At 60.6% G+C, this 23504-nt stretch carries 23 protein-coding genes; 20 read left to right on the top strand and 3 right to left on the bottom strand.

What is annotated here, in order from left to right; all coding sequences use genetic code 11:
• Positions 1 to 8: 8 nt before the first annotated feature.
• Genes AB5Y95_RS11020 through AB5Y95_RS10970 form a run of 11 tightly spaced genes read left to right on the top strand, consistent with a single transcriptional unit; the run spans position 9 to position 7197 of the window.
• Positions 9 to 434, top strand: a complete 426-nt coding sequence (locus AB5Y95_RS11020; protein WP_336289690.1) for a YscB family type III secretion system chaperone — start codon at positions 9 to 11, stop codon at positions 432 to 434.
• Entirely contained in the window at positions 407 to 2251 is a 1845-nt protein-coding gene (sctC, locus tag AB5Y95_RS11015; protein WP_201989415.1) for a type III secretion system outer membrane ring subunit SctC, read from the top strand. The genes AB5Y95_RS11020 and sctC overlap by 28 nt, the downstream gene beginning before the upstream one ends.
• Positions 2248 to 3549 (top strand): type III secretion system inner membrane ring subunit SctD, encoded by a 1302-nt coding sequence (gene sctD, locus AB5Y95_RS11010; protein WP_139430485.1) that lies wholly within the window; start codon positions 2248 to 2250, stop codon positions 3547 to 3549. The genes sctC and sctD overlap by 4 nt, the downstream gene beginning before the upstream one ends.
• Positions 3512 to 3724 carry an EscE/YscE/SsaE family type III secretion system needle protein co-chaperone gene (locus AB5Y95_RS11005; RefSeq protein WP_017786730.1) on the top strand — a complete coding sequence of 71 codons (213 nt, stop codon included), beginning with the start codon at positions 3512 to 3514 and terminating at the stop codon, positions 3722 to 3724. Before sctD ends, AB5Y95_RS11005 begins: the two co-directional genes overlap by 38 nt.
• Positions 3717 to 3974: a type III secretion system needle filament protein AscF gene (gene ascF, locus AB5Y95_RS11000; protein ID WP_005302405.1), complete on the top strand. Its 258-nt coding sequence runs from the start codon at positions 3717 to 3719 to the stop codon at positions 3972 to 3974. The genes AB5Y95_RS11005 and ascF overlap by 8 nt, the downstream gene beginning before the upstream one ends.
• Positions 3974 to 4327 (top strand): YscG family type III secretion system chaperone, encoded by a 354-nt coding sequence (locus AB5Y95_RS10995; protein ID WP_017786731.1) that lies wholly within the window; start codon positions 3974 to 3976, stop codon positions 4325 to 4327. Before ascF ends, AB5Y95_RS10995 begins: the two co-directional genes overlap by 1 nt.
• Positions 4324 to 4878, top strand: coding sequence for a YopR family T3SS polymerization control protein (locus tag AB5Y95_RS10990; RefSeq protein ID WP_368161002.1), 555 nt, complete (start codon positions 4324 to 4326; stop codon positions 4876 to 4878). Before AB5Y95_RS10995 ends, AB5Y95_RS10990 begins: the two co-directional genes overlap by 4 nt.
• Positions 4878 to 5216 (top strand): type III secretion system inner rod subunit SctI, encoded by a 339-nt coding sequence (gene sctI, locus AB5Y95_RS10985; protein ID WP_005347994.1) that lies wholly within the window; start codon positions 4878 to 4880, stop codon positions 5214 to 5216. The genes AB5Y95_RS10990 and sctI overlap by 1 nt, the downstream gene beginning before the upstream one ends.
• Before the next feature lie 6 nt (positions 5217 to 5222).
• Positions 5223 to 5960: a type III secretion system inner membrane ring lipoprotein SctJ gene (sctJ, locus tag AB5Y95_RS10980; RefSeq protein ID WP_269320737.1), complete on the top strand. Its 738-nt coding sequence runs from the start codon at positions 5223 to 5225 to the stop codon at positions 5958 to 5960.
• A complete protein-coding gene (locus AB5Y95_RS10975; protein ID WP_368161000.1) occupies positions 5960 to 6586 on the top strand; it encodes a Yop proteins translocation protein K in 627 nt (208 codons plus the stop codon). The genes sctJ and AB5Y95_RS10975 overlap by 1 nt, the downstream gene beginning before the upstream one ends.
• Positions 6565 to 7197: an HrpE/YscL family type III secretion apparatus protein gene (locus AB5Y95_RS10970; RefSeq protein ID WP_042049505.1), complete on the top strand. Its 633-nt coding sequence runs from the start codon at positions 6565 to 6567 to the stop codon at positions 7195 to 7197. Before AB5Y95_RS10975 ends, AB5Y95_RS10970 begins: the two co-directional genes overlap by 22 nt.
• A gap of 127 nt (positions 7198 to 7324) precedes the next feature.
• Here AB5Y95_RS10970 and AB5Y95_RS10965 read toward each other — a convergent pair whose 3' ends face one another.
• Positions 7325 to 8539 carry an MFS transporter gene (locus AB5Y95_RS10965; protein WP_368160997.1) on the bottom strand — a complete coding sequence of 405 codons (1215 nt, stop codon included), beginning with the start codon at positions 8537 to 8539 and terminating at the stop codon, positions 7325 to 7327.
• 121 nt (positions 8540 to 8660) lie between these two features.
• Positions 8661 to 9440 (bottom strand): membrane protein, encoded by a 780-nt coding sequence (locus AB5Y95_RS10960; RefSeq protein WP_043169861.1) that lies wholly within the window; start codon positions 9438 to 9440, stop codon positions 8661 to 8663.
• Between the two features lie 388 nt (positions 9441 to 9828).
• Between AB5Y95_RS10960 and AB5Y95_RS10955 the strand changes: the two genes are divergently transcribed.
• The 4 genes from AB5Y95_RS10955 (at position 9829) to AB5Y95_RS10940 (ending at position 16862) form a co-directional block, all read left to right on the top strand.
• Positions 9829 to 11454, top strand: a complete 1626-nt coding sequence (locus tag AB5Y95_RS10955; RefSeq protein ID WP_368160995.1) for an MCR-3-related phosphoethanolamine--lipid A transferase — start codon at positions 9829 to 9831, stop codon at positions 11452 to 11454.
• Between the two features lie 453 nt (positions 11455 to 11907).
• A complete protein-coding gene (mprF, locus tag AB5Y95_RS10950) occupies positions 11908 to 14457 on the top strand; it encodes a bifunctional lysylphosphatidylglycerol flippase/synthetase MprF (RefSeq protein ID WP_043169856.1) in 2550 nt (849 codons plus the stop codon).
• 9 nt (positions 14458 to 14466) lie between these two features.
• Positions 14467 to 15153, top strand: a complete 687-nt coding sequence (locus tag AB5Y95_RS10945) for an AcvB/VirJ family lysyl-phosphatidylglycerol hydrolase (protein WP_368160993.1) — start codon at positions 14467 to 14469, stop codon at positions 15151 to 15153.
• A gap of 155 nt (positions 15154 to 15308) precedes the next feature.
• Positions 15309 to 16862 (top strand): PAS domain-containing methyl-accepting chemotaxis protein, encoded by a 1554-nt coding sequence (locus AB5Y95_RS10940; protein ID WP_368160991.1) that lies wholly within the window; start codon positions 15309 to 15311, stop codon positions 16860 to 16862.
• A gap of 66 nt (positions 16863 to 16928) precedes the next feature.
• On the opposite strand, the gene AB5Y95_RS10935 is transcribed toward AB5Y95_RS10940, so the two are convergent.
• The gene (locus tag AB5Y95_RS10935) at positions 16929 to 18512 is read right to left on the bottom strand and encodes an ABC transporter substrate-binding protein (RefSeq protein ID WP_368160989.1); all 1584 of its coding nucleotides are present in this window, start codon (positions 18510 to 18512) and stop codon (positions 16929 to 16931) included.
• An 86-nt stretch (positions 18513 to 18598) separates the two neighbouring features.
• Here AB5Y95_RS10935 and AB5Y95_RS10930 point away from each other — a divergent pair, with 86 nt between their 5' ends.
• From AB5Y95_RS10930 to AB5Y95_RS10910, 5 genes are all read left to right on the top strand, one after another.
• On the top strand, positions 18599 to 19258 hold the full coding sequence (locus tag AB5Y95_RS10930) for a TIGR01621 family pseudouridine synthase (RefSeq protein WP_215269255.1): 660 nt from the start codon (positions 18599 to 18601) through the stop codon (positions 19256 to 19258).
• Entirely contained in the window at positions 19255 to 19914 is a 660-nt protein-coding gene (locus AB5Y95_RS10925) for an HAD family hydrolase (protein WP_215269254.1), read from the top strand. Before AB5Y95_RS10930 ends, AB5Y95_RS10925 begins: the two co-directional genes overlap by 4 nt.
• Positions 19915 to 20152: 238 nt before the next feature.
• Positions 20153 to 21250: a 4-hydroxyphenylpyruvate dioxygenase gene (hppD, locus tag AB5Y95_RS10920; protein ID WP_368160987.1), complete on the top strand. Its 1098-nt coding sequence runs from the start codon at positions 20153 to 20155 to the stop codon at positions 21248 to 21250.
• A gap of 47 nt (positions 21251 to 21297) precedes the next feature.
• A complete protein-coding gene (locus AB5Y95_RS10915) occupies positions 21298 to 22458 on the top strand; it encodes a homogentisate 1,2-dioxygenase (protein WP_215269252.1) in 1161 nt (386 codons plus the stop codon).
• An 11-nt stretch (positions 22459 to 22469) separates the two neighbouring features.
• Positions 22470 to 23468 (top strand): fumarylacetoacetate hydrolase family protein, encoded by a 999-nt coding sequence (locus AB5Y95_RS10910; protein ID WP_215269251.1) that lies wholly within the window; start codon positions 22470 to 22472, stop codon positions 23466 to 23468.
• Positions 23469 to 23504: the final 36 nt, after the last annotated feature.

Raw genomic sequence — 23504 nt, 5'->3', positions numbered from 1 at the left:
GAGGACCTATGCAAACTCTACTCAATCGATTGGCCAAAAAGCTGGGCCAAGGGCCTTTTGTTGCCGATGTTCAGGGAAAGTACCATCTGCGGCTTGATGGTTATCCTCTTTTTCTGTTGCCAAGACCAAATGAACTCTTGGTGAGTACGCCCCTGGCAAGTGCCGCCGGGCAGCGAGGCCAAGTGTTGGAACCGGCGCTGTTGAAGCGTCTTCTGCAACAAGCTGTCGCCTGGGCGCGCCATGCACCCCAGGCTTTGGTACTGGATGAATTGGGCAATCTGCATCTGGAAGCTCGACTCGCCCTTGAGTGGTTGGATGAGCATGTGCTGGAAGTGCATTTGAGCCAGCACATTACCCTGCTGGAAAAACTGGAGCCCCAACTGAATGAGGCGGCCATGGCCCCCCAATGGAGGCAGATGATATGGCATCCTTGAGCGTGCAACGCCTGCTTCGTCCTCTGTTGTTGTTTTGTATGGGAGCGATGGCATGGTCTCGCCCTGCACTGGCGCAAGAACTGGATTGGCTTCCCATGCCTTACAGCTATGTAGCTGAAGGGGAAAGTCTGCGGGATGTACTGGTCAATTTTGGTGCTAACTACGAGGTTTCCGTAGTGGTGAGCGACAAGATCAACGATCAAGTGAATGGCCAGTTTGAACATGAGGAACCCTTGGCATTCTTGCAGCAGCTGGCATCCCTCTACAACCTGGTCTGGTACTACGACGGCAACGTGTTGTACGTGTTCAAGAACAGTGAAGTCCAGTCCCGGCTCATCAAGTTGGCACAGACTGGTGCCGCGGAGCTGAAGCAGGCTCTGTTGCGTGCAGGTATCTGGGAGCCTCGTTTTGGTTGGCGTCCGGACGCCGATAATCGTCTGGTTTATGTCTCAGGTCCTCCGCGTTACCTCGAACTGATTGAGCAGACCGCCATGGCGCTGGAGCAGCAGTCCCAACTGCGCAGCGAAAAGACTGGACCACTTGCCATCGAGATTTTTCCGCTCAAATACGCGTCAGCCACAGACCGGGCCATTCAATATCGTGACAAAGATGTCGATGCCCCTGGTGTCGCCACCATTCTTTCCCGGTTGCTCAGCGATGCAGGTGTACAGATGGTCAATGGCGAAGGCGCAAAAGGGGTTGGCACCCATTCGGGCCAGGCCATTGTCCAGGCAGACCCTTCCCTTAATGCCGTGCTGGTACGTGATGCGCCGGAGCGGATGGCCATGTATGGCAAGCTGATTGCGGCTCTGGACAAACCTGCCGCTCGTATCGAGGTTGCGCTCTCCATTATTGACATCAACGCCGAGGATCTCTCCCAGCTGGGGGTTGATTGGCGAGTGGGGATCCGTACCGGTTCCAACCAACAGGTGATTATCAAGACCACGGGGGACCGTAAAGGCATAGAAGGGGGGGCCGCTCTCGGCAGTCTGGTGGACTCCAGAGGACTCGATTATCTGCTGGCCAGGGTCAATCTGCTGGAAAATGAAGGAAATGCCCAGGTGGTGTCTCGGCCTACCTTGCTGACCCAGGAAAATACTCAGGCCGTGATCGATCACAGTGAAACCTATTACGTCAAGATCAGCGGAGAACGGGTAGCAGAGCTGAAAGGAATTACCTACGGCACCATGTTGAGGATGACACCCAGGGTGATCCAATTGGGAGACAGGCCGGAAGTGAGCCTGAGCCTGCACATCGAGGATGGCAGTCAAAAACCCAACAGTTCGGGTTTGGATGGTATTCCCACCATCAGTCGTACCGTTGTGGATACCATTGCTCGGGTTGGACATGGGCAGAGCCTGCTCATCGGTGGGATTTACCGTGACGAATTGAGCGAGAGCCTGAGCAAGGTACCTTTTCTGGGGGATATCCCCTATCTGGGGGCTCTGTTTCGCAGCAAGGAGAGCCAGACACGCCGTCAGGTGAGGTTATTCATCATCGAGCCCCGGCTGATCGATGATGGCATCGCTCATTACCTGTCGTTGGGGCATGGGCAGGATCTGCGCGCCGGGGTGCTGGGTGTCGATGAGATCTCCAATCAGAGTCTCTCCCTTGGCAAGGTGCTCGGCGGAGCCCAGTGTCAACCCTTGGCCGCAGCCCGTGAGGTACAGCAACTGCTGCGCCAGGGGGGCAGGAGCTCTTCTCTGACTCGTTGTCAGATGGGTCGTGAGCAGGGGTGGCGCCTGGTCGAAATGAGCAAAGAACAGAAATGCACACCGGCTCTGGAGTGGTGTGTGCAAGCCGGGGAAGCGCGATGAGCTGGAAATGTCGCATATACCGCGGGTTGAATCAGGGGGTCGAAGTCACGTTGCCAGAGGGGCGTCTGGTCATCGGTGCAGATCCGCTGCAAGCCGATCTGGTTTTGGTGGATGAGGGAATGGCTCCCGTTCACCTGACCTTGATGGTGACCTCGGAAGGGATCACTTTGCAGGAGTGGGCTGAAGGGGTTGTCCCTACCCAGGACGGAGACGTGCTGGAGGTAGGAGCCTTGCTCAAGGCGGCTACCCGGCTTGAAGCCGGCCCGCTGCTCTGGAGTTTTTGTGATGGCAGTCTATCACTGCCAGAGCAGTTGGAACCGCTATTGGTGGCTCAGACTGTTCTTCGCCCACCAAAGCGTGCCAGGCGCGCCGACCTCTGGATGGGGGGATTGTGTCTGATGCTGGTCATCGCAGTGCTGGTTCTGCTTGGACATGGCTGGTGGCAGGGAAACAGTGACAATGACGTTGTTCGTCAGGAGCAAACCCTGAAGCGTTTTCTTGTGTCACCGGCTTATCAGCAGGTAACGCTCAGCAGTGATGTCCTGGGTTTGTGGCTGCTGTCTGGTTATGTGGATGAGAACAGCACTCGACTGGCACTGCAACAGTATTTGGACGGCAGTGGTTTCAATTATCGGCTGGATGTTCGCACCATGGAGGATCTTCGCCAGGGTGCCGGCTTCATCTTGCAGAAGTTGGGCTATGAGCAGTTGCAGATCCGCAATGGCAAGGAGCCTGGCTGGCTGCGGTTGAGCGGCGAGATTGATACGCAGGATCCAAATTGGAACAAGCTTGATTCCCTGCTCAGACAGGAGGTCCCCGGGCTGATGGGGATTGAAAATCAGGTGCAGATCGCAGGTACTTATCGCGAGCGGCTGGATGGATTGTTGCAGGAACAAGGACTGTCCCGTGCGCTGCGCGTGAGTGAAACGAAAGGGCGGCTTGAAGCTTCCGGGCAGTTGGATGGCACCCAGCTTGTCAAGTTTCAATTGGTACAACAGCAATTTCGGCGGGAGTTTGGTGCTCATCCTGTGCTGGAGCTGATTAATCAGACCAGGACGCCACGTCAGGATGAGCTGGAATTTGAGGTACGCAGTGTCTCGTTTGGCCGCGTTCCTTACGTGATCCTGGCTGATAACCAGCGTTATCCCGTCGGTGGTGCGACGGCTGGTGGGGTTCGCGTGCTGGCCATCCGTCCGGATGCCGTGGTGGTCAGCAAGGGAAAACAACAATATATCGTCAAGTTAAAAGGAGTCGAGCGTCATGATGACCAATTTGGAAGCGCGACTGTCCGGCGTTGATCCCACCTTTGCTCGCGAGCTGCAGGAGCAGCTGGTGCAGGCACTGGGGGCTGTGAAACGGCAACTGCTGCGCGGTGGAACCCCGCAACAATATCGAGAGTGGCAACAGGAGGCTGACGCCATTGAGGCGGGGCTCAAGATCATTGGCAAGATAAAGGAGTACAACCATGGCTGATTACTTTACCTATACAGACAAGAACAGTAACACCCTCGACCAGGTGGCAACCAACCTCTCGGGACAGGCCAATACGGCTAATACTGAGGTCAACAAGGCCATTGAGGCGATGAAAACCAACCCGGACAACCCTGCGTTGCTTGCCGAGCTGCAGCACAAGATCAACAAATGGTCGGTTATCTACAACATCAACTCCACCGTGACTCGGGCCATGAAGGATCTGATGCAGGGCATTTTGCAGAAGATTTGATGATGAATATTGAACTCAAGAAGCTTCTGGCAGAACTGGCTCTGGCGGGCACAGGGCATCATTGCCATCGGGAGGCGGCTTCCATCGCCGACTGGCTGGATCATGAAACATCCATGGCTGAATGCGTGACCTTGATCCGCCTGTCCTCCCTGATGAATCAAGGGGACTATCAGGGGGCTCTGTTACTGGGGCGCACGCAGTCTTCGCCGGATATTGAGCCCTGGTTAGCCCTGTGTGAATGGCGCCTTGATATGCATGATGAGCTGGCCGTGCGCCTGACAAGGCTGGAAGAGAGCGGGCAACCCGCTTTGCAGCAGTTTGCGGCTGGCTTGCGTGAGCAGATGGCATCATGAAGATTGAAGGCGGCGTCAATCCCCCCGGCTATGGGGAGGGGCAGTCCGAGACGTTTTCCAAGCCACTGGTGCAGCTCGGGTTTGAACGTCTGCTGGCTCGCACGGATGAACCAACACTGTTTGAACGCTGGAAACAGGGCTCTGCACTGGAATCCCTATTGCAGGGTGCGTCATCTGCGGTTCAGCGGGATCTGCTATGGCAAATTCATCAGCAAGGAGGGGAGCAGGCAAAATTGGTTGGCAGTCAGCTGTTTCAGCCGGTGACAGACAAGCTGATCGCCCATTTTTCAGGTCGTCAGCTACCTGTCGTGGCCGCGATTGATCTGCCGGAGTTGCGGGCTCTGATGCGCGAGTTTGACCCGTTGCCGTCGCGACGGGAGAAGGTACTGCTAAACGTAATGGCAGACCTCAAGAAAGTTACCACTGGAGATCAAACTGACCTGATATATCTCGATGAATTGGCCCGCCGTGAATTGATGACGCTGATCCCGCTTAACGGCATGGTGAACAACCTGATGCGACACTCGCACAAACTTGATCTGGAGGCATGATGGAAATTTCCCAGTCAGCCCAGGCGGTCGTAACCAGCCTGGATGAGTTGAAGACGACGGATGCGACCTCTTCCCAAGTTGCCAGTTTTGAACAGGCGATGAGTTCCCCATCCCAGGGGATTGGTGGTTCTTTGCTTGGAGAGTTGGGGGAGATCAGGCAGCAATTTGTAGAAGCCAAGGAGAGCCTGCGTGCCGAGCTATCGACACCGGGCGATGATCCCAACAGTCTGATGCAGATGCAGTGGTCATTGATGCGGATCACCATGCAGGAAGAACTGATTGCCAAGACGGTCGGCAAGATGAGCCAGAACGTTGAAACTCTGTTAAAGACCCAGTGAGGTAGTGTGAAGAGATCAATGCTGATGGGGGTGGTGTTCACCTCACTGCTGCTCGGTGGCTGCAAAGTGGAACTCTATACCGGGGTCAGTCAGAAGGAAGGCAACGAGATGCTGGCGTTGCTACGTACCGAGGGGATCTCCTCGGACAAGCAGCCGGACAAGGATGGCCATGTCAAATTGCTGGTGGAGGAGTCTGATGTAGCGCAGGCCATAGAGGCACTCAAGCGTAAAGGCTACCCGCGAGAGAGCTTTTCCACCTTGCAGGATGTCTTTCCCAAAGATGGACTCATTTCATCCCCGACTGAGGAGCGGGCACGCCTGAACTACGCAAAGGCCCAGGAGATTTCTCATACCTTGTCCGAAATAGACGGTGTACTGGTAGCCAGGGTGCATGTGGTTCTGCCCGAGGGGAATGAAGGGATCAGCAAGAAACCTTCCCCCGCATCGGCTTCCGTTTTTATCAAGCATGCGGCAGACATCCAGCTGGATACCTATATTCCGCAGATAAAACAACTGGTCAATAACAGTATCGAAGGGCTGGCTTATGACAGGATCAGCGTTGTGCTGGTGCCTTCTGCAGATATTCGCCAAATGCCTCTGGTATCGCGCAATACCAGCATTTTCTCCATCGAGGTGAGCGAGTCATCGAAGTGGCGGTTGACGGGGTTGATTGCCCTCTTGTTGATGCTGGTGGTGACCACCAACTTGGCCCAATATATGTGGCATCGAAGCCGGAGTCGTTGATGACGGTTGGTCTGACGCCCTACCAATTGCGATTTTGCCCGGCAGCCTATCTTGATGAGGGGCATTTTCCCGAGTCTTGGCGCTGGGTGCAGGAAACAATGCCGGAGTGGCGCACTCTGCCTGCCGTAAACGAGGCGTTGCTGGATGAACTGGCATTGGATACTGTCTATGAGCTGCCTTCCCCTCTGGGTGGATTGGCTCTCTTTCCTCGGAGTGAACTCATCCGCCTGCTGACATACCTCGGTGCCGTCTTGCACGGTGAATCCATTCGTCATTGCCTGCTGGCTTCCTCCTTGCGCCATATCATCAATTTGTTGGGGGAAGATGGGTACCGAACCCTGTTGTCCCAGCTTGACTTGTTGATCGGTCCCTGGCCTACCGGTTGGCAGCGACCCTTGCCACAACAGCTGAATGATGTCTGTCTGGAGGCCACCGGTTTGCAATTCTGGCTGGCAGCAGCGGGAGAGACAGCGCCCGGCTGGTATCAGCGGCTGGTGTTGCGGTTGCCTCCAATGATTCCCGCACCAACATGGCATATGGCAACTGAGCAGGTGCCACTTGCCCGGGCGCTTTGTCTCAAAATAGCCAAACAGGTAACGCCGCAATGCTGCCATTTGTTGAAATAAAGAGTGAACACCTGCAGCTGGCCCCAGGCCAGCGTATCTTGCGTAGTCAGGATTATCAGTCCTATTTGAGTGCACAGGCCCTGGTTGATGCGGCCAGAGCACAGGCTGCCGAGATAGTGCAGGAGGCGCACAGCGTATATGAGCAGCAGCGCGAACTTGGCTGGCAAGCCGGCATGGAGCAGGCTCGTCGTGAGCAAGCCGTGTTGATCCATCAGACCCAGTTGCAGTGTCAGGGGTACTATCGCACTGTGGAGCAGCAAATGAGCGAGGTCGTGTTGCAGGCCGTGCGCAAGATCCTGCATGACTATGACCAAGTTGCGTTGACTCTCAAGGTAGTGCGCGAAGCACTCTCGTTGGTGAGCAACCAGAAACAGGTAACGGTTCGGGTAAACCCTGAACAGGTTGCGGCGGTGCGCGAGCAGATCGCCAAGGTACACAAGGATTTCCCCGAAATCGGTTATCTGGAGATCTCTGCCGATGCCCGTCTGGATCAGGGCGGCTGTATTTTGGAAACCGAAGTGGGAATTATCGATGCCAGTCTGGATGGTCAGTTGGAGGCTTTGTCTCGGGCCATTTCTCTGACCTTGGAACGGGGCGAAGCACGCTCATAGCACATATATAGCATCACGACATCGCAGTGAGTTCCGTCAGTGGATGGCTGGCTCTTGGGTATTGAGAAAAGCCCCGGCAACTTGTTGCCGGGGCTTTTTGCTGTCTGCAGCAAGCGGGATGCGCTGCTCATGGCTGGCTGCCGACGTCGGGCTGCTTGTATCTGCCGAGCACCAGCAGGGTGAGCAGGCAGCAGGCGGCGCCGGCGTAGAAGGTGCAGGCGGCGCCCAGAGTGTCCCACAGCAGCCCGGCCAGCAGGCTGGCCAGCAACATGGCGAGGCCGCAGACGAGGTTGAAGAAGCCAAACGCACTGCCGCGCAGATCCGCCGGGGCCGTGGCGGCCACCATGGCGGCCAGCAGTCCCTGGGTCATCCCCAGATGAATGCCCCACAACATCACCCCCAACAGCAATGACCCCCAGTGGGGGCTGGCCGCCAGCACCAGATCGGCGGCCACCAGCACCAGCAACCCCCAGACCAGCAGGGTTCGGTGACTCATCTGATCCGAGAGGCGCCCGAACGGATAGGCGCCGAGGGCATAGACCAGATTCATCGCTACCATGACCAGCGGTACCAGCGCGAGCGCCATGCCGCTTTGCTGGGCGCGCAGCACCAGAAAGGTTTCGCTGAAACGGGCCAGGGTAAACAGGGCGCCGATGAGCAGCACCCAGCGATAGGGTTTACCCAGCCGGCGCAGGTTGTCGCGCCGCAAGGGGTTGCTGCGGGCGTGGTGGCCAGCCGCTTTGGGTTCACGCAGGCCGATGGCGAGCAGGGTGACCGAGGCCAGCCCTGGCACCACCGCCAGCCAGAAGATGGCGCGAAAGTCATCGTGCCAGAGCAGCATCAGCCCCACCGCCAGCAGCGGTCCCAGCAAGGCGCCGACCGTGTCGAGGGACTGGCGCAGGCCGAAGGCGGCGCCGCGCAGCTCCGGCGGAGTGAGGTCGGCCACCAGTGCATCGCGGGGGGCGCCACGGATGCCCTTGCCGATTCTGTCCAGCAGGCGGGCGGTCAGGATCAGCCCGCTGCCGGTAGCGATGGCAAACAGCGGCTTGGTCAGCGCTCCCAGCCCGTAGCCCAGCAAAGCCAACCCCTTGCGGCGTCCCAGATAGTCGCTCAGGGTGCCGGAGAAGACCTTGACCATCAGGGCCGTCGCCTCTGCCATCCCTTCGATGAGCCCGATGGTGAGGGCGCTGCTGCCAAGCACGGTCACCATGAACAGGGGCAGCAGGCTGTGGATCATTTCAGAAGAGATGTCCATCAGCAGGCTGACAAACCCCAGCACCCAGACGCCACCCGGGATCCGGCCGGCGGGTTGGGGAGCGGGGGGGCGGCTTGTCGTGGTCATGGGGTTCTCCTGCCTTGCATCGATTCACCCAGAGCATAGCCAGCCCGGCCGCCACAAGGCTGCCGGGCTGGCTGATCATGTCTGCCAGCGTGACCGCAGACGGTTGCCTGCAGTCACGGCATCATTGCTCGATGTCGAGCTCGGCCCGAACCGGTTGCCGGTTGCGCAGGGTCGAGATCAGCACCAGGGTGGCGATGGCGGCCAGCAGGGCAAAGGAGGCGGAGTAACGGCTCAGTTCAAGCCCGCCCTTGCTGAGTGGCTTATCCAGAAAATCCCCCACCACGGCGCCAAGGGGCCTGGTCAGGATGAAGGCGGCCCAGAACAGCAGGGTGCGCGATACCCGGGTCAGGTAGTAGGCGGCAACGATGGCGGCCAGCATGCCGCCAAACAGCAGGGTGCTGCCCGCATAGCCAAAGCCGGCCTCGTCTGCGGTCCAGTCCCCCAATGCGGTGCCCAGGGTCTGGGAGAACATGATGGTCACCCAATAGAACAGCTCGGTGCGCGGCGTGGTGATGCTGCCGGTGGAGATGCTGCCCTGCAGCCGATACCAGAGCAGGAAGGATCCCATCAGCAAGGCCAGCAGCAGGGTGGAGCCGCCGGCATAGCCCAGCCCGAGCGAGCGATCGGCAAAATCCGCCAGTGTGGTGCCGACCGTGGTGGTGGCGATGATGGTGGTCCAGTAAAGGAGGGGGTTGTAGGAGGTCGTTGCGATCTGCGCGCTGACCGAGACGAAGAAGATCACGGCAAAGATGCCTGTGCTCACCAGATAACCGAGCTCCATCGACATGGAAACGGCGTCCCCCCCTGTCTCTCCCAGGGTGGTCGCCAGGATCTTGATGACCCAGAACGCCAGGGTGATCTCTGGCACCTTGCTGATCGCTGCCTTGCTGTTGTCGTGCATGTTAACCCTCTCTCGTATCTGTCGTATGACGAGGACTCGTCAGGAGACAGCGTCGCCGAGCACTCTTAAGCGAAACTTAAGCGCGGGAGAGGGACCTGAAAAATGGTGGTAACAACGTACCGATGGGAGGGCGTTGTCATTCAATATGACAGCGAGCCGTTTTTTTGAGCGACCACATAACACGGATTGCTTAATTCTTCCTTAAGTTTTGCCGGTTAGGCTGTCGGTTTGTTGTGATTGTTGATAGGCATCACATTATTGAAAATGTCTGAAAATATTGTATTTGGCGTTTTCAACACACTGTTACTATCCGGCGCCAAATATCGGCGTGTCGACTCCGGAGCGGGTATTTCAAGGTGTAATAAAGAAGTGTAACAGGGAGATATACATGCCTTCTTTTCTTAGAATAAGAATTGTTCCATTTGTGTTTTTGCTGGCATTCATCTTTGCCTTCTTGCTCAACTGGCCAGTATTGCTGCATTTTTATGAAATATTGACGCAGCTTGAACATTTTAAAATCGGGTTTGCCATCTCTATTCCCATCGTGCTGGTTGCGGCATTGAACTTTGTTTTTATGCCATTTTCTGTACGTTATTTCATCAAGCCTTTCTTTGCCTTTCTGTTTATCACGGGGGCCATTGCCAGCTACACCATGATGAAATACAAGGTGTTGTTTGATGGCGACATGATCCAGAACATCTTTGAGACCAACCAGAGCGAGGCGCACTCCTATCTGAGCGTGCCCATCGTGATCTGGGTATTGCTGGCCGGGGTACTGCCGGCGGTGCTGCTGTTCTTCGTCAAGATAGAGTATCCGGCCAAGTGGTATCAGGGGCTGCTGCAGCGCGGGCTTTCCATGCTGGCCTCCCTCGTGGTACTGGGGCTCATCGCCGCGGCCTACTACCAGGACTACGCCTCGGTCGGGCGCAACAACCAGACCCTGAACCGGGAGATAGTGCCGGCCAACTACATGTACAGTACCGCCAGGTATCTGCAAAAACGCTATCTGACAGAGCCGGTGCCGTTCCAGCGCCTGGGCGACGACGCCAGACGGGTGGCCGGTGCGGACAAGCCGACCATGATGTTCCTGGTAGTGGGGGAGACGGCGCGCGGCAAGAACTTCTCCATGAACGGCTATCACAAGGAGACCAACCCCTTCACCAGCAAGCAGGCGGGGATCATCTCCTTCAACGACGTGCGTTCCTGCGGCACGGCGACCGCGGTCTCGGTGTCCTGCATGTTCTCCAACATGGGGCGCAACCAGTTCGACGGCAACCAGGCCCGCAACAGCGAAGGGCTGCTGGACGTGCTGCAAAAGAGCGGCGTCTCCATCTTCTGGAAGGAGAACGACGGTGGCTGCAAGGGGGTCTGCGATCGGGTGCCCAACATGGTGGTCAACCCCAAGGATCACCCCAAGTTCTGCGACAAGAACACCTGCTATGACGAGGTGGTGCTGGAGGGGCTGGATGACGAACTGGCGAGCATGAAGGGGGACAAGCTGGTGGGCTTCCACCTCATCGGCAGCCATGGCCCGACCTATTACAAGCGTTATCCGGGCTCGCACCGCCACTTCCTGCCGGATTGCCAGCTCAGCGACATCGAGAACTGCACCGATCAGGAGCTGGAAAATACCTACGACAACACCATTCGCTACACCGACTATGTGATTGCCAGCATGATCGAGCGCCTGAAAAAGTACGAGGACAAATACAATACGGCGCTGGTCTATATTTCCGACCACGGTGAGTCACTGGGGGCATTGGGACTTTATCTGCACGGCACCCCTTATAAATTTGCGCCGGATGATCAGACCCGGGTCCCCATGCAGGTGTGGATGTCATCGGGTTTTGCCAAAGAGAAGGGGATGAACCTCGACTGTTTGCAGCAGAAGGCGGCCAATACCCGTTATTCTCACGACAACCTGTTTTCCTCCATGTTGGGGATCTGGGATGTGAATACGGCCGTGTATGAACAGCCGCTGGATATCTTCAGCCAGTGTCGCAGCGTGCAATAACGCCATAGCGAGATAAAGGGGAGCCAGGCTCCCCATTTTTATTTTGGCGCGCCAGTATGATGATTCTTTGAGCGACTTGCCGCACCGACCAGATGGGGCGGGCGGATCCCTTTATCTGGTGTATGATATTTCTGCTTGTTAATTGTTCAGAGCGATGGCGGGATGTGGGTCTGTGTCGCCGGGGAATTAATCCGGCCAGGGCTGAGTAATTTATTTTCACGGCGAGACTCGTCTTTTGCAAAAGAGTCGATATAAAGTGGGATGCCATGCTGGGGCGCGCTGGTTTGCCGGAGGAACAGGCCGTCACGTTCATCTTCCCGCTCGCCCGTCATGGCGCATCACACAGCAATCAAAGAGCAAGGGGCGAGTACGTGCCAGGGGCACTGCCCGCCTCGGTGCAATGTTCAGCAACATGACGCAGGCAGCCATCAGCCGCGTCGGTAGGGATTGGCAATGCGGCGTCATCTGTTTATCTGGTTAGGCCCGTTATGTAGCTTGTTGTTGTTGGGGGCGGCGCTGGTCGTCCTCTATCGTTTGACCCACCTCTGGCACTGGCACGACATCCGGCTGGCCATCTGGTCTTTGCCGCTGCCGCTGCTGGGCGGTGCCCTGCTGCTGACCCTGCTCAGCTATGGCTGCCTCTGCTGCTACGACATGCTGGCGGTGCACGCCCTTGGCAAGCGGCTGCCCTGGCAGCAGGTGGGGGTCACCTCGTTTATCGCCTATACCTTCTCCAATACCCTGGGTTTCGCCCTGCTGACCGGCTCATCGGTGCGCTATCGCATCTACTCGGCCCTCGGGCTCAACACCGGGGAGGTGGCCAGGATCATCCTCTTCTGCTCGGTGACCTTCTTTCTCGGCCTGCTGGCCTGGGGGGGCTCCGCCCTGCTGGTGGGGCAGGCCACCACCCTGTTGCCGGACTGGCCGCTGTGGGCCGATCAGCTGCTCAACCTGGCGGGGGGGCTGGCACTCTTGGCGGTGCTTGGCTACCTGTTCTGGCCAAAGCCCGTGCTGGTCTGGCGCGGCCACGAGCTGGTGCTGCCGGTATTCAGAACCCGGTTGCTGCAACTGCTGGTGGCACTGCTGGACTGGATGGCCGCCGCCGCCGTGCTCTATGTGCTGCTGCCGGCGGACAGCGTCTCCTATCCGGTGCTGCTCAGTGCCTTCGTGCTGGCCAGCTTCCTCGGGGTACTGGCCCATGTGCCCGGCGGGATCGGGGTGTTCGAGGCGAGCATGAGCCTGCTGCTGGCCAAGTACCTGCCGGTGGACAAGCTCCTGGCCTCCTTGCTGCTCTATCGCTGCATCTACTATGTGCTGCCTTTCCTGTGCGCCCTGCTGCTGTTCACCAGCCAGGAGCTGTTGCAGCAGAAGGCGCGCTGGAGCCGGTTGCAGGGCATCATGAGCGCGGTGCGCGAGTTCTTGCCGGCGCTGATCAGCCTGGGAGCGTTCGCGGCGGGCAGCCTGCTGCTCTGCTCCGGGATGATCCCCACCATGCGCGGGCGCATCGAGATGTTCCTGCAGGTATTGCCGTTGCACCTGCTGGAGCTCTCCCATGTGCTGGGCAGCGTCAGCGGCGTGCTGCTGATCCTGCTGGCCCGCAGCCTCTACCGGCGCCACGATGCCGCGTTTCGCATCACCCAGCTGCTGCTGGGGTTGGGGATGCTCTTCTCCCTGCTCAAGGGGTTTGACTGGGAGTCGGCCCTGCTGCTCGGGCTGTTCCTGCTCATCATCACCCCCTGCCGCTCGCTGTTCTATCGCAAGGGCTCCCTGCTGCACGCCCAGTTCACCCCGGGCTGGCTCATCTCGGTGGGGGCCGTGCTGCTGGGGGCGCTCTGGCTGCTGCTCTTCTCCTATCGCCAGGTGGAGTATGACCACGCCCTCTGGTTCCACTTCTCGCCCCATGGCGCCGCCTCCCGCGGGCTGCGGGCCATGGGCAGCGTGGTGGCGGTACTGGCGGTGGTGGGAGTAGCCCAGCTGCTGGCGCCGCTGCGGGTCTCCGGGCGCAAGCCGGAGCCGGACGAGCTGGCCCGCGCCCATGCCCTGGTGCTGCGCGAGGGGGGCGGTCACGGTTACCTGGCCCAGCTTGGCGACAAGTCGCTGCTGTTTCATCCCGGCGGCGAGGCGTTTCTGATGTACGGCGTCGAGGGCAATGGCTGGATCGTGATGGGGGATCCCATCGGTCAGCCTGAGCTTATCGAGGAGCTGCTCTGGCAGTTTCGCGAGCTGTGCGATCAGCACGATGCCAGCCCGGTGTTCTACCAGGTGTCGGCCCGCTACCTGCCGCTCTATCTGGAGCTGGGGCTGATCCCGTTCAAGCTGGGGGAGGAGGCCATCGTCGATCTGGCAGCCTTCGAGCTGGCCGGCAGCCGGCTGCGCAACCTGCGCCAGAGCCATGCCAAGGGCAAGCGGGAGGGGTTGTCGTTCGAGGTGGTGGCGCCGGAGTGCGTGCCTGCGCTGCTACCCCGCCTCAAGGAGGTGTCGGACACCTGGCTGCAGAGCAAGCAGGGCAAGGAGAAGGGCTTCTCGGTGGGCAGTTTCGAGCCGGCCTACCTCAGCTTGAGTCCGGCCGCCCTGGTGTGGCACGAGGGGCAGATCGTCGGCTTTGCCAACCTCTGGGTCAGCGACAACAAGGCGAGCCTCTCCATCGATCTGATGCGCTACAGCCTGGACACGGGCACGGCCCCCATCATGGATTTCCTGTTCGTCGAGCTGCTGCTGTGGGGCAAGGGCGAGGGTTACGCCAGCTTCAATCTCGGCATGGCCCCCATGTCCGGCTTCAACGATCACCCCCTGAGCGGCTACTGGACCAAGCTTGGCAACACCATCTTCACCCGGGGCAGCCGTTTCTACAATTTTCAGGGGCTCAGGCGCTACAAGGAGAAGTTCTCGCCGGACTGGGAGCCGCGCTACCTGCTCTGCGCCAGCAAGCTGGTGCTGCCGCGGGTGCTGACCAACCTGATCTCCCTGATCAGCCGAGGCCCGTTCGGGCTCATCAAAAAGTAGGAGTCGTTCATGAGGATCCTGTTATTGCTGCTGGCGTGCTGCGCCTTCTCGCTCTCGGCCGCGCCGGTGAAAGAAGATCTCGGGCTGGTGGAGCTGCCGGTGGCGCAAGCCTCGAATGCCCCCATGGTGGTGTTTCTGAGCGGTGACGGCGGCTGGGCGGCGCTGGACAAGGGGCTCAGCGCCCAGCTGCAGCAGCACGGCATGCCGGTGGTGGGCTGGAGCTCGCTCACCTACTACTGGAAGAAGAAGGATCCAGAGCAGGTCACCGCCGATCTGGTGCGGATCCTGGACGATTACCAGTCCCGCTGGGGGCGCCAGCGCTGGCTGCTGGTGGGCTTCTCCTTCGGGGCGGAGATCGTGCCCTTCGTCATCAACCGGCTGCCCGAACCCTACCGCAAGAGCCTGATCGGGGCCGTGATGCTCTCCCCCTCGACCGCCTCCGACTTCGAGATCCACGTCAGCGACATGGTGACCCGTGACAAGGCGGGCAGTTATCCCACCCAGCCCGAGGTCAACGCCATTCACTCCCTGCCGATGCTCTGCCTGCAGGGGGCGGATGACGACTCGCCAGTGCGGCTCTGCCCCCACCTGCAGCAGCCCAACGTGACTACTGTGACCCTGCCAGGTGCCCACCATTTCGAGGATGACTACCCTGTACTGTTCAAGGCCATCGCCAGCCATCTCAACCTGCAGTAAGTGTGCGCGCGGGCAAAAAACTTGATGTAAATCAAAGTTCATTCCCTATCAGGCCGGATTGTGCGCAGCCGGCCTGTTTCTTTTTGATTTCGCCTTTACAGGCGTGGATTGCTTCCCAACACTCTACTGAGCAATAAAACAGTAGAGGGGGCTGCATGCGCGAACAAAGAGCTCATCTAGTTGATCAGGAAGTGGATTTCACCGCCGATGAACAGCTGGTGTCCACCACGGATCTGCGGGGCGTGATCACCTACGCCAATGACAATTTCTGCCGGGTTGCCGGTTACAGCCGGGCCGAGCTGGTGGGGCAGCACCACAACATGGTGCGCCACCCCGACATGCCCAAGGCGGCATTTGCCGACCTGTGGGGCAAGCTCAAGCAGGGCCAGCCATGGCGCGGCATGGTGAAGAATCGCTGCCAGGATGGTCGCTACTACTGGGTAGATGCCTATGTCACCCCCATCTTCGAGCAGGGCAAGATCAGCGGCTACCAGTCGGTGCGCTGCCGCGCCGATCCGCAGATGAAGCAGATCGCCGCTCGCACCTATGCGCGGCTGCGGGCGGCGGAGCAGGGCGGTGGCAGGCCCAGGCTCTCGTTGGCGCGGCTGCGTCACGGGGTGGCGGTGGCCGGGCTGCTGGCACTGGGTTGGCTCGGCACAGTAGAACTGGGCGGCTGGGCCGCTCTTTACATGGCGCTGCCGCTGATCTTGCTGGGGATCCTCTATCGCCACGAGCTCATCACCACTCCCCGCTATCTGCAACAGCTGGCCGGCGAGTATGACAGCCTGACCCGGCTCATCTACTCGGGGCAGGAGCCGAGCGCCATCGCCGACTTTCACATCAAGCTGCTGCAGGCCCGCATCCGCACCGTGCTCGGCCGGGTGGACGACGCCACGCACTCGCTGCAGGATCTGGCGGTACATCTGAAGAGCGCCTCCAGCGAGGCGAGCTCGGACATTGCCGAGCAGGATGCCCAGACCCAGCAGATGGCGACCGCCATCACCGAGATGGCGAGCACGGCGCAGGAGATCGCCCGCAACATCCAGGACACCAACAGCCAGATTGCAGAGGCCAAGGCCCACTGCCAGCACACGGATCAGCAGTTGATCGAGACCGAGCACAAGATCACCGATCTGGCGAAGGAGGCGGAGCACGCCTTTGCCTCGGCGGTGGCGCTGGCCAGCGAGTCGGATCGCATCGGGGTGCTGATGGGGGAAATCCAGGGCATCGCCGATCAGACCAACCTGCTGGCGCTCAATGCCGCCATCGAGGCGGCGCGGGCTGGCGAGCAGGGGCGCGGCTTTGCGGTGGTGGCGGACGAGGTGCGCACCTTGTCTACCCGCACCCACAAGGCCACCGAACAGATCCAGGGCAGCATCGGCCAGATCCAGCGCACCCTGAACGGCTGGAAAGGGATGATGCAGAACAACCTGCAACAGACCCAGGCCTGCGTGGAGATGACCCGGATGGGGTCGGACAGCCTGCATCAGGTGCTGGCGGAGATCGAGCTGGTGATGGACTTCTCGGCCCAGATCTCGGCGGCGGCGGAGCAGCAGCAGGCGGTGGTGGAGGACATCAGCCAGAACGTCAACCTCATCTCCCAGCACTCCCACGCCAACAGCAACAAGATGCAGGACGTGGACGAGTCGAGCGAGATCCTGCTGACCAAGGCCAGACAGCTCAAATCCCTGGGGCAGACCTTCGGCTAGCCGCTGCTGACATCCATACAACAACAAGGCCACCCACGGGTGGCCTTGTGCTGTCAGGCGTGTCGATCAGATCGCGGCCTGGCCCAGCGGGTTTCCCTTGTCGTGGTACATGGCGCGGTCGGCCTGGATCAACCACTGCTCTGGGCGCCAGCCCGGCTGGTACTGGCTGATGCCAACGCTGATGCCGACCGACAGCGGGACTCCCTCCACCTCGAATGGCGGTTGCATGGTGGCCCTGATCTGCTCGGCGATGGCGTCGGCCTGCGCCTGATCGTGGCCCGGCAACAGCAACACGAACTCGTCGCCGGCCAGCCTGGCGAAGAAGTGCTGCGGCCCGAGGCTGCGGCTGATCCGCTCCGCCAGCTGGCAGAGGAGGGCGTCGCCGTGGCTGTGGCCGAAGTTGTCGTTGACCTGTTTGAAGTCGTTGAGATCGCAAAACAGCAGGCAGCCTGGCGCCGGGCCCTTGACCTGGGCATCGAGCCGCTCCATCAGGCTCAGCCTGTTGGGCAGGTTGGTGAGCGGATCGCGGCGGGCCAGCTGCCAGATCTCCTCCTCCCGCTGACGGCGCAGGGCAATTTCGCTGTTGAGCCGCTGGTTGCACATCAATAGATAGAGGGCCAGCAGCAGGATCAGCACGCTGGCTGCCAGGCTCAGCAGGAACCAGGGGCGCCAGAAGATCCACTGCTCGGAGGGGGCCTGATAGAGAAAGTCGCTCAAGGAGACCGGCTTTGGCACCAACCCGATCTCCACCAGCTGCTGCATGATATGGGCCATGCGGTCCGGATTCATATACCCGATCTCCACATAGAGCGGCTGGATCATCTCCTTGCTCACCTGCAGCTCGTACTCCATGTGGGCCTGACTGCGGTTGACGCCATACTCCTTGCGCAGCAGGGCGATGGCCTCCTGCGGGTGGGCCAGGGCGTAGCGCCAGCCGGCCAGGCTCGCGGCCCGAAAGCGGGCCACCCGATCCGGATGGGCGTGCTCCTGGGCCTGGGTGGTGAACAGGATGTCGCTGTAGAAATCGATGCCGTAGTTGCGCGGATTGATGACGGAGACGGGGATGCCGCGTTCCTCCAGATAGAAGGGCTCGTTGCTGAGGTAGGCGTTGAAGATGTCGACCCGCCCCTCGATGAGATCCTCGATGTTGACCGAGGTGGGCAGCGGGATGAGCTGACGCTCGCTCAGCCCCTGATAGAAGAGGGTGGCCAGCAGTTCGGCGTCCTGATGGGCCGAAAACATCATGATCCGTTTGCCACGCATGTCATCAACGGTGAGAATGCCGCTGTCACGGCGGGCCAGAAAGATGGACGGCGAGTGCTGATAGACGCTGGCGAGCGCCAGCAGCGGCTTGCCGTTGGCATAGCTGGTCAGCACCTCTGTGTTGCCGACCCCGAAGTCGGCTCGCCCGCTCAGCACCTCTTCTACCGGGCTGATGCCCTTGCCGCCGGGCCGTATCTCGACGTCCAGCCCGGCACTGGCATAGAAGCCCTTGGCCTTGGCCATGTGATAGCCAACGAACTGGGGCTGGTGCAGCCAGCGCAACTGGAGCACCACCCGCTCCGGGGCCTCAAGGGGGGATTCGCTGGCCCGCAGGGGAACAGCATGGCTGATACCGATCAGCAGCAGCCAAAGCAAGCATCTCTTCATCCGTGCGAGTCTTGTTCTGAGTGTTCATGGGGTGCGACCCCGCAGGGTCATCTTCTTGTAATTAAAAACATTCTAAAGGGTTATTGATGTACCGGATACTAGCGCAGCACAAAGATTTCATGGTTATCAACAAGGGACCCGGGCTCGGCATGCACGACGAGACCGACGAGTCCGGTCTGCTCCATCCTGGCCTGGTCAGCCGGGTCAAGGCCGACACGGGTCTGCTGCTCTATCCGGTGCATCGGCTCGACAAGATGACCTCCGGGCTGGTGCTGCTGGCCCGCACCACCGAGGCCAACCGGGCCCTCAGCATGGCCTTTGCCGCGCGAGAGGTGAGCAAGCAGTATCTGGCCCTCTCCGATCGCAAGCCCAAGAAGAAGCAGGGCTGGGTGAAGGGAGACATGCAAAAGGGGCGGGGGGGCAGCTGGATGCTGGTGCGCAGCCAGGACAACCCGGCCATCAGCTGGTTCGACTCGGTCTCGGTGCGCGAAGGCTTGCGGCTCTACCGGATCAAGCCCAGAACCGGCAAGACCCACCAGATCCGGGTGGCCTTGAAGAGCGTGGGGGCGCCCATCCTCGGGGATGAGCGCTACGGCGGCACGGCGGCCGATCGCGGCTATCTGCACGCTTGGCGCCTCGCCTTCACCCTGGCGGGGGAGGCGTTCGACTTTGTCTGTCCGCCCGACGAAGGCGCGCTGTTTGTGCTGCCCGAGCTGCACGCCGCCATTGCGGGGCTGGCCGAATGATGGGGGCGACAGTGCCGGATCTACCCGCCAGCGGCTGGATCCTGGCGGATTTTGACGACACCCTGGCACCGGATGACAGCCATGCCGGCTTGCTGCGCTTCATTCTGCGCCGCCGCATCTGGCCGCTACTGCTGTGGCCTGTGATGGCGTTGGGGGGGCTGGTCTATCTGCTGCCAAGCCAGCGCAGGCGCGGTATTTCGCTGATCTGGTGGGCCATCACCCTTGGGCTGTCGCCGCTAGGGTGGCGCCGCCTGGTGCGGGCCTATTGCCGCACCCGACCTGGGCTGTTTCGTGAGGCGCGCGCCCTGCTGCTGGCCGAAGGGCAGCGCTGCTGGGTGCTCTCCGCCAGCCCCCGCGCCCTGGTGCGGGGTCAGCTCCATCAGCAGCTGCCCGGCCAACTGCCCCATCGTATTCTGGGCTCGCGGATGCACTATCGTCTCGGCGGCCTGATGCCGCGTTTTTACTGTCACGGCCGCCACAAGATCCTGCCCGGGATCCAGGCCCTCGGCGCCCCCCTGGCCCTGAGCGACAGCCTGCACGACTTGCCACTGCTGGCAGAGGGGCAGGCGGCCTGGCTCATCAACCCCACCCCGGCGCGGCTGCAACGAGCGCGGCAGTCACTGCCCCGCATCGAGCCCAGATACTGGTCCCTGTAAGGCAAAACTGACAGCCTTGTGGGTCGCCACCGAGCGCGACCACAAGGCTGCGGCTTCAATGTCACAATCTATTTACATCTTTTGGCGCCGCCCCCCGCCAAACTATCTGAACGCCGCCTCTTTTCTTCCGCTACGCCCCTGCCTCTAATGAAACAAGTTGTTAACAACGCCGGTAGCAGCTGCCCGCAGCGCCCCGGTGTGACCCGTTTCGTTATCAGTCAATCGCAAGGAGCGCATCATGACGACCACTTCTTCTGCCCGTACTCACACCATCAACCCGCTCGGTACCGATGGTTTCGAATTCGTCGAGTACACGGCGCCCGATGCCAAGGGCATTGCCGCCCTCAAGGCGCTGTTCGTCTCGCTGGGCTTTGCCGAGGTGGCCAAGCACAAGCACAAGCAGTGCTGGCTCTATCGCCAGGGGGACATCAACTTCGTGGTCAATGCCGAGCCTCACTCCCAGGCCGAGCAGTTTGCCAGCCTGCACGGGCCGAGTGTCTGCGGCATGGCGTTTCGGGTGAGCGATGCCGGCAAGGCCCAGCAGTATGCCATCGCCAAGGGCGCCAAGCCGTTCGTCGGCAAGATTGGCCCCATGGAGCTCAACATCCCCGCCATCTACGGCATCGGCGAGAGCACCCTCTCTTTTGTCGACCGCTACGGCGACAAGGGCTCCATCTATGATGTGGATTTCGTCTTCTATCCCGACTGGCAGGCGCGCATGGCCGAGGTGGATGCAGGGCTGTATGAGATTGACCACCTGACCCACAACGTGCAGCGCGGCAACATGGATGTCTGGTCCAATTTCTACGAGCGGATCGGCAACTTTCGCGAAATCCGCTACTTCGACATCGAGGGCAAGCTGACCGGGCTCCATTCCCGCGCCATGACCGCCCCTTGCGGCAAAATTCGCATTCCCATCAACGAATCCTCCGACGACAAGTCCCAGATTGAAGAGTACCTGCGTCAGTACAAGGGGGAGGGGATCCAGCACATCGCCATGGCGTCGAGCGACATCTACAACACCATCCGTACCCTGCGCGGCCGTGGCACCGGCTTTATGCCGACCCCGGACACCTACTACGAGAAGGTGGACAGCCGGGTCGAGGGGCACCAGGAGGATCTGGCGGCGCTCAAAGAGCTGCGCATTCTCATCGACGGCTCTCCCACCAAGGACGGCATCCTGCTGCAGATCTTCACCGACACCGTGATAGGCCCGGTGTTCTTCGAAATCATCCAGCGCAAGGGCAACGAAGGCTTTGGCGAGGGCAACTTCCAGGCACTGTTCGAATCCATCGAGCTGGATCAGATCCGCCGCGGGGTGCTCAATGATGCGTAACGAAAGCCGCCACGCGCAGGTTGTCGGTCAGGCAAGGGAGGTTGGCAATGCGTAACTGGATTAACTTTCCCCACCGGGAGGGGACCCACTCCCGCCAGGCTCATGCCGACCTGCCCGAGCAGGCCATCTATGAGCGTGAACTGGGCCGCTCCGGCTTTTTCGGGCCGGCCACTCACATGCACCACAAGCATGCCCCCACCGACTGGATCAACTGGGAAGGGCCGCTGCGCCCGCGCCTGTTCGATCTCAACTCCCTCGGCGAGGAGGTGAGTTCCCTCTCCCCCTGGGTGATGCCGGATATTCTGAGCAACCCCCACTGCCGCTACCGCATCTGGCGCCTGCATGAGCCCATGCCGTTCCTGGTGCGCAACGCCGATGGCGACGAGCTCCTGTTCATCCACGAGGGGAGTGGCGAGTTCTATTGCGACTACGGTCACTTGACCCTGCGCGATGGCGACTACCTGGTGATCCCCCGCGGCACCATGTGGCGCATCGAGCCGACGGCGCCCCTGTTCATCCTGATGATCGAGGCGACCAACGACAGCTACCAGCTGCCGGACAAGGGGCTGGTGGGCAATCACGCCATCTTCGACCCGGCGGCGCTGGACGTGCCGGCCATCAACGAGCGCTTCCTGGCCCAGCAGGATGAAAATCCCTGGTCGCTGCAGGTCAAGCGTCACAACCAGGTCTCGGTCATCACCTGGCCGTTCAACCCGCTGGATGCGCAAGGGTGGCACGGGGACTTGTGCGTGGTGCGCCTCAACTGGCGGGACATCCGCCCGCTGATGAGCCACCGCTACCACCTGCCGCCCTCGGCTCACTCCACCTTCGTGGCGAGCCGCTTCGTGGTCTGCACCTTCGTGCCGCGCCCCATCGAGAGCGATCCCGGCGCCCTCAAGGTGCCCTTCTACCACAGCAACGACGACTACGACGAGGTGCTCTTCTACCACGCCGGGGATTTCTTCAGTCGGGACAACATAGAGCGGGGCATGGTCACCTTCCATCCCGCCGGATTTACCCACGGTCCCCATCCCAAGGCGTTTGCGGCGGGTCAGGCCTACGCCAAGAAGTTCACCGACGAGGTGGCGGTGATGCTCGATACCCGCGATGCGCTCAACGTCGGCAGCCTGTGTGACGGGGTGGAGAACCCGCGTTACGTCACCAGCTGGTTGCGCCCGGAACTCACACCAGCCACCAACGGCAAATAAAAGGAATCCCTATGAAACTGGCAACCCTGAACAATGGCAAACGGGACGGCGCCCTGGTGGTGGTGAGTCGCGATCTGAGCCGCGCGGTGCGCGTGCCACACCTTGCGGCCACCCTGCAGGCGGCCCTCGACGAGTGGGCCGAGCTTGCGCCCAAGCTGACCGCCGTCTATCAGCAGCTCAACGATGGCGCCTGCCCTGACGCCTTCCCGTTTGACGAGACGGCCTGTCTCTCCCCGCTGCCGCGCGCCTACCAGTGGGCCGACGGCAGCGCCTACGTCAACCATGTGGAGCTGGTGCGCAAGGCGCGCGGCGCCGAGATGCCAGAGAGCTTCTGGCACGATCCCCTGATGTACCAGGGAGGCTCGGACAGCTTCCTGCCGCCGCGTGGCACCATCCCGATGGGGTCGGAGGAGTGGGGCATCGATTTCGAGTCGGAGATCGCCGTCATCACCGACGACGTGCCGATGGGCACCAGCCCGCAGGCGGCCGCCGGCCACGTCAAGCTGCTGATGCTGGTCAACGACGTGAGCCTGCGCAACCTCATCCCGGGTGAGCTTGCCAAGGGCTTCGGCTTCTTCCAGTCCAAGCCCTCCAGCAGCTTCTCGCCGCTGGCCATCACCCCGGACGAGCTGGGGGATGACTGGCGCGACGGCAAGGTGCATCTGCCCCTCGAGACCCACCTCAATGGCGCCCTGTTCGGCGCCCCCGATGCCGGGGTGGACATGACCTTCAACTTTTATGAGCTGATCGCCCACGCCGCCAAGACCCGGCCGCTCGGGGCGGGCTGCATCATCGGCTCGGGGACCGTCTCCAACTACGACCGAAGCCGCGGCTCATCCTGCCTCGCCGAGCTGCGAATGCTGGAAATTATCGAGTCAGGTCAAGCCACTACACCCTTTCTGCGCTTTGGTGATACAGTGTCCATCGCGATGCAGGATCGCAACGGGATGAGTCTGTTTGGCACCATTTTGCAGCGGGTCACGCCGGCAGAGGCCAGTCAGACGAAGTGAAGGGGCCGGCATGGACACGAGGCCGACGGGTGAGCG

The sequence above is a fragment of the Aeromonas sp. R5-3 genome (genome assembly GCF_040908225.1).
In the GTDB taxonomy this organism is placed as follows: domain Bacteria; phylum Pseudomonadota; class Gammaproteobacteria; order Enterobacterales; family Aeromonadaceae; genus Aeromonas; species Aeromonas dhakensis.
This window is presented reverse-complemented; position numbering and strand designations above follow the sequence as displayed.

Coding starts and splice junctions, on each gene's coding strand:
- AB5Y95_RS10935 (WP_368160989.1), bottom strand. CDS start 18,512: ATGAAGAGATGCTTGCTTTGGCTGCTGCTGATCGGTATCAGCCATGCT.
- sctI (WP_005347994.1), top strand. CDS start 4,878: ATGGAAATTTCCCAGTCAGCCCAGGCGGTCGTAACCAGCCTGGATGAG.
- AB5Y95_RS11005 (WP_017786730.1), top strand. CDS start 3,512: ATGATGACCAATTTGGAAGCGCGACTGTCCGGCGTTGATCCCACCTTT.
- AB5Y95_RS10990 (WP_368161002.1), top strand. CDS start 4,324: ATGAAGATTGAAGGCGGCGTCAATCCCCCCGGCTATGGGGAGGGGCAG.
- AB5Y95_RS10970 (WP_042049505.1), top strand. CDS start 6,565: ATGCTGCCATTTGTTGAAATAAAGAGTGAACACCTGCAGCTGGCCCCA.
- sctD (WP_139430485.1), top strand. CDS start 2,248: ATGAGCTGGAAATGTCGCATATACCGCGGGTTGAATCAGGGGGTCGAA.
- AB5Y95_RS10925 (WP_215269254.1), top strand. CDS start 19,255: ATGATGGGGGCGACAGTGCCGGATCTACCCGCCAGCGGCTGGATCCTG.
- AB5Y95_RS10910 (WP_215269251.1), top strand. CDS start 22,470: ATGAAACTGGCAACCCTGAACAATGGCAAACGGGACGGCGCCCTGGTG.
- AB5Y95_RS10915 (WP_215269252.1), top strand. CDS start 21,298: ATGCGTAACTGGATTAACTTTCCCCACCGGGAGGGGACCCACTCCCGC.
- AB5Y95_RS11020 (WP_336289690.1), top strand. CDS start 9: ATGCAAACTCTACTCAATCGATTGGCCAAAAAGCTGGGCCAAGGGCCT.
- AB5Y95_RS10930 (WP_215269255.1), top strand. CDS start 18,599: ATGTACCGGATACTAGCGCAGCACAAAGATTTCATGGTTATCAACAAG.
- mprF (WP_043169856.1), top strand. CDS start 11,908: ATGCGGCGTCATCTGTTTATCTGGTTAGGCCCGTTATGTAGCTTGTTG.
- AB5Y95_RS10995 (WP_017786731.1), top strand. CDS start 3,974: ATGATGAATATTGAACTCAAGAAGCTTCTGGCAGAACTGGCTCTGGCG.
- ascF (WP_005302405.1), top strand. CDS start 3,717: ATGGCTGATTACTTTACCTATACAGACAAGAACAGTAACACCCTCGAC.
- AB5Y95_RS10945 (WP_368160993.1), top strand. CDS start 14,467: ATGAGGATCCTGTTATTGCTGCTGGCGTGCTGCGCCTTCTCGCTCTCG.
- AB5Y95_RS10975 (WP_368161000.1), top strand. CDS start 5,960: ATGACGGTTGGTCTGACGCCCTACCAATTGCGATTTTGCCCGGCAGCC.
- sctC (WP_201989415.1), top strand. CDS start 407: ATGGAGGCAGATGATATGGCATCCTTGAGCGTGCAACGCCTGCTTCGT.
- hppD (WP_368160987.1), top strand. CDS start 20,153: ATGACGACCACTTCTTCTGCCCGTACTCACACCATCAACCCGCTCGGT.
- AB5Y95_RS10955 (WP_368160995.1), top strand. CDS start 9,829: ATGCCTTCTTTTCTTAGAATAAGAATTGTTCCATTTGTGTTTTTGCTG.
- AB5Y95_RS10940 (WP_368160991.1), top strand. CDS start 15,309: ATGCGCGAACAAAGAGCTCATCTAGTTGATCAGGAAGTGGATTTCACC.
- AB5Y95_RS10965 (WP_368160997.1), bottom strand. CDS start 8,539: ATGACCACGACAAGCCGCCCCCCCGCTCCCCAACCCGCCGGCCGGATC.
- AB5Y95_RS10960 (WP_043169861.1), bottom strand. CDS start 9,440: ATGCACGACAACAGCAAGGCAGCGATCAGCAAGGTGCCAGAGATCACC.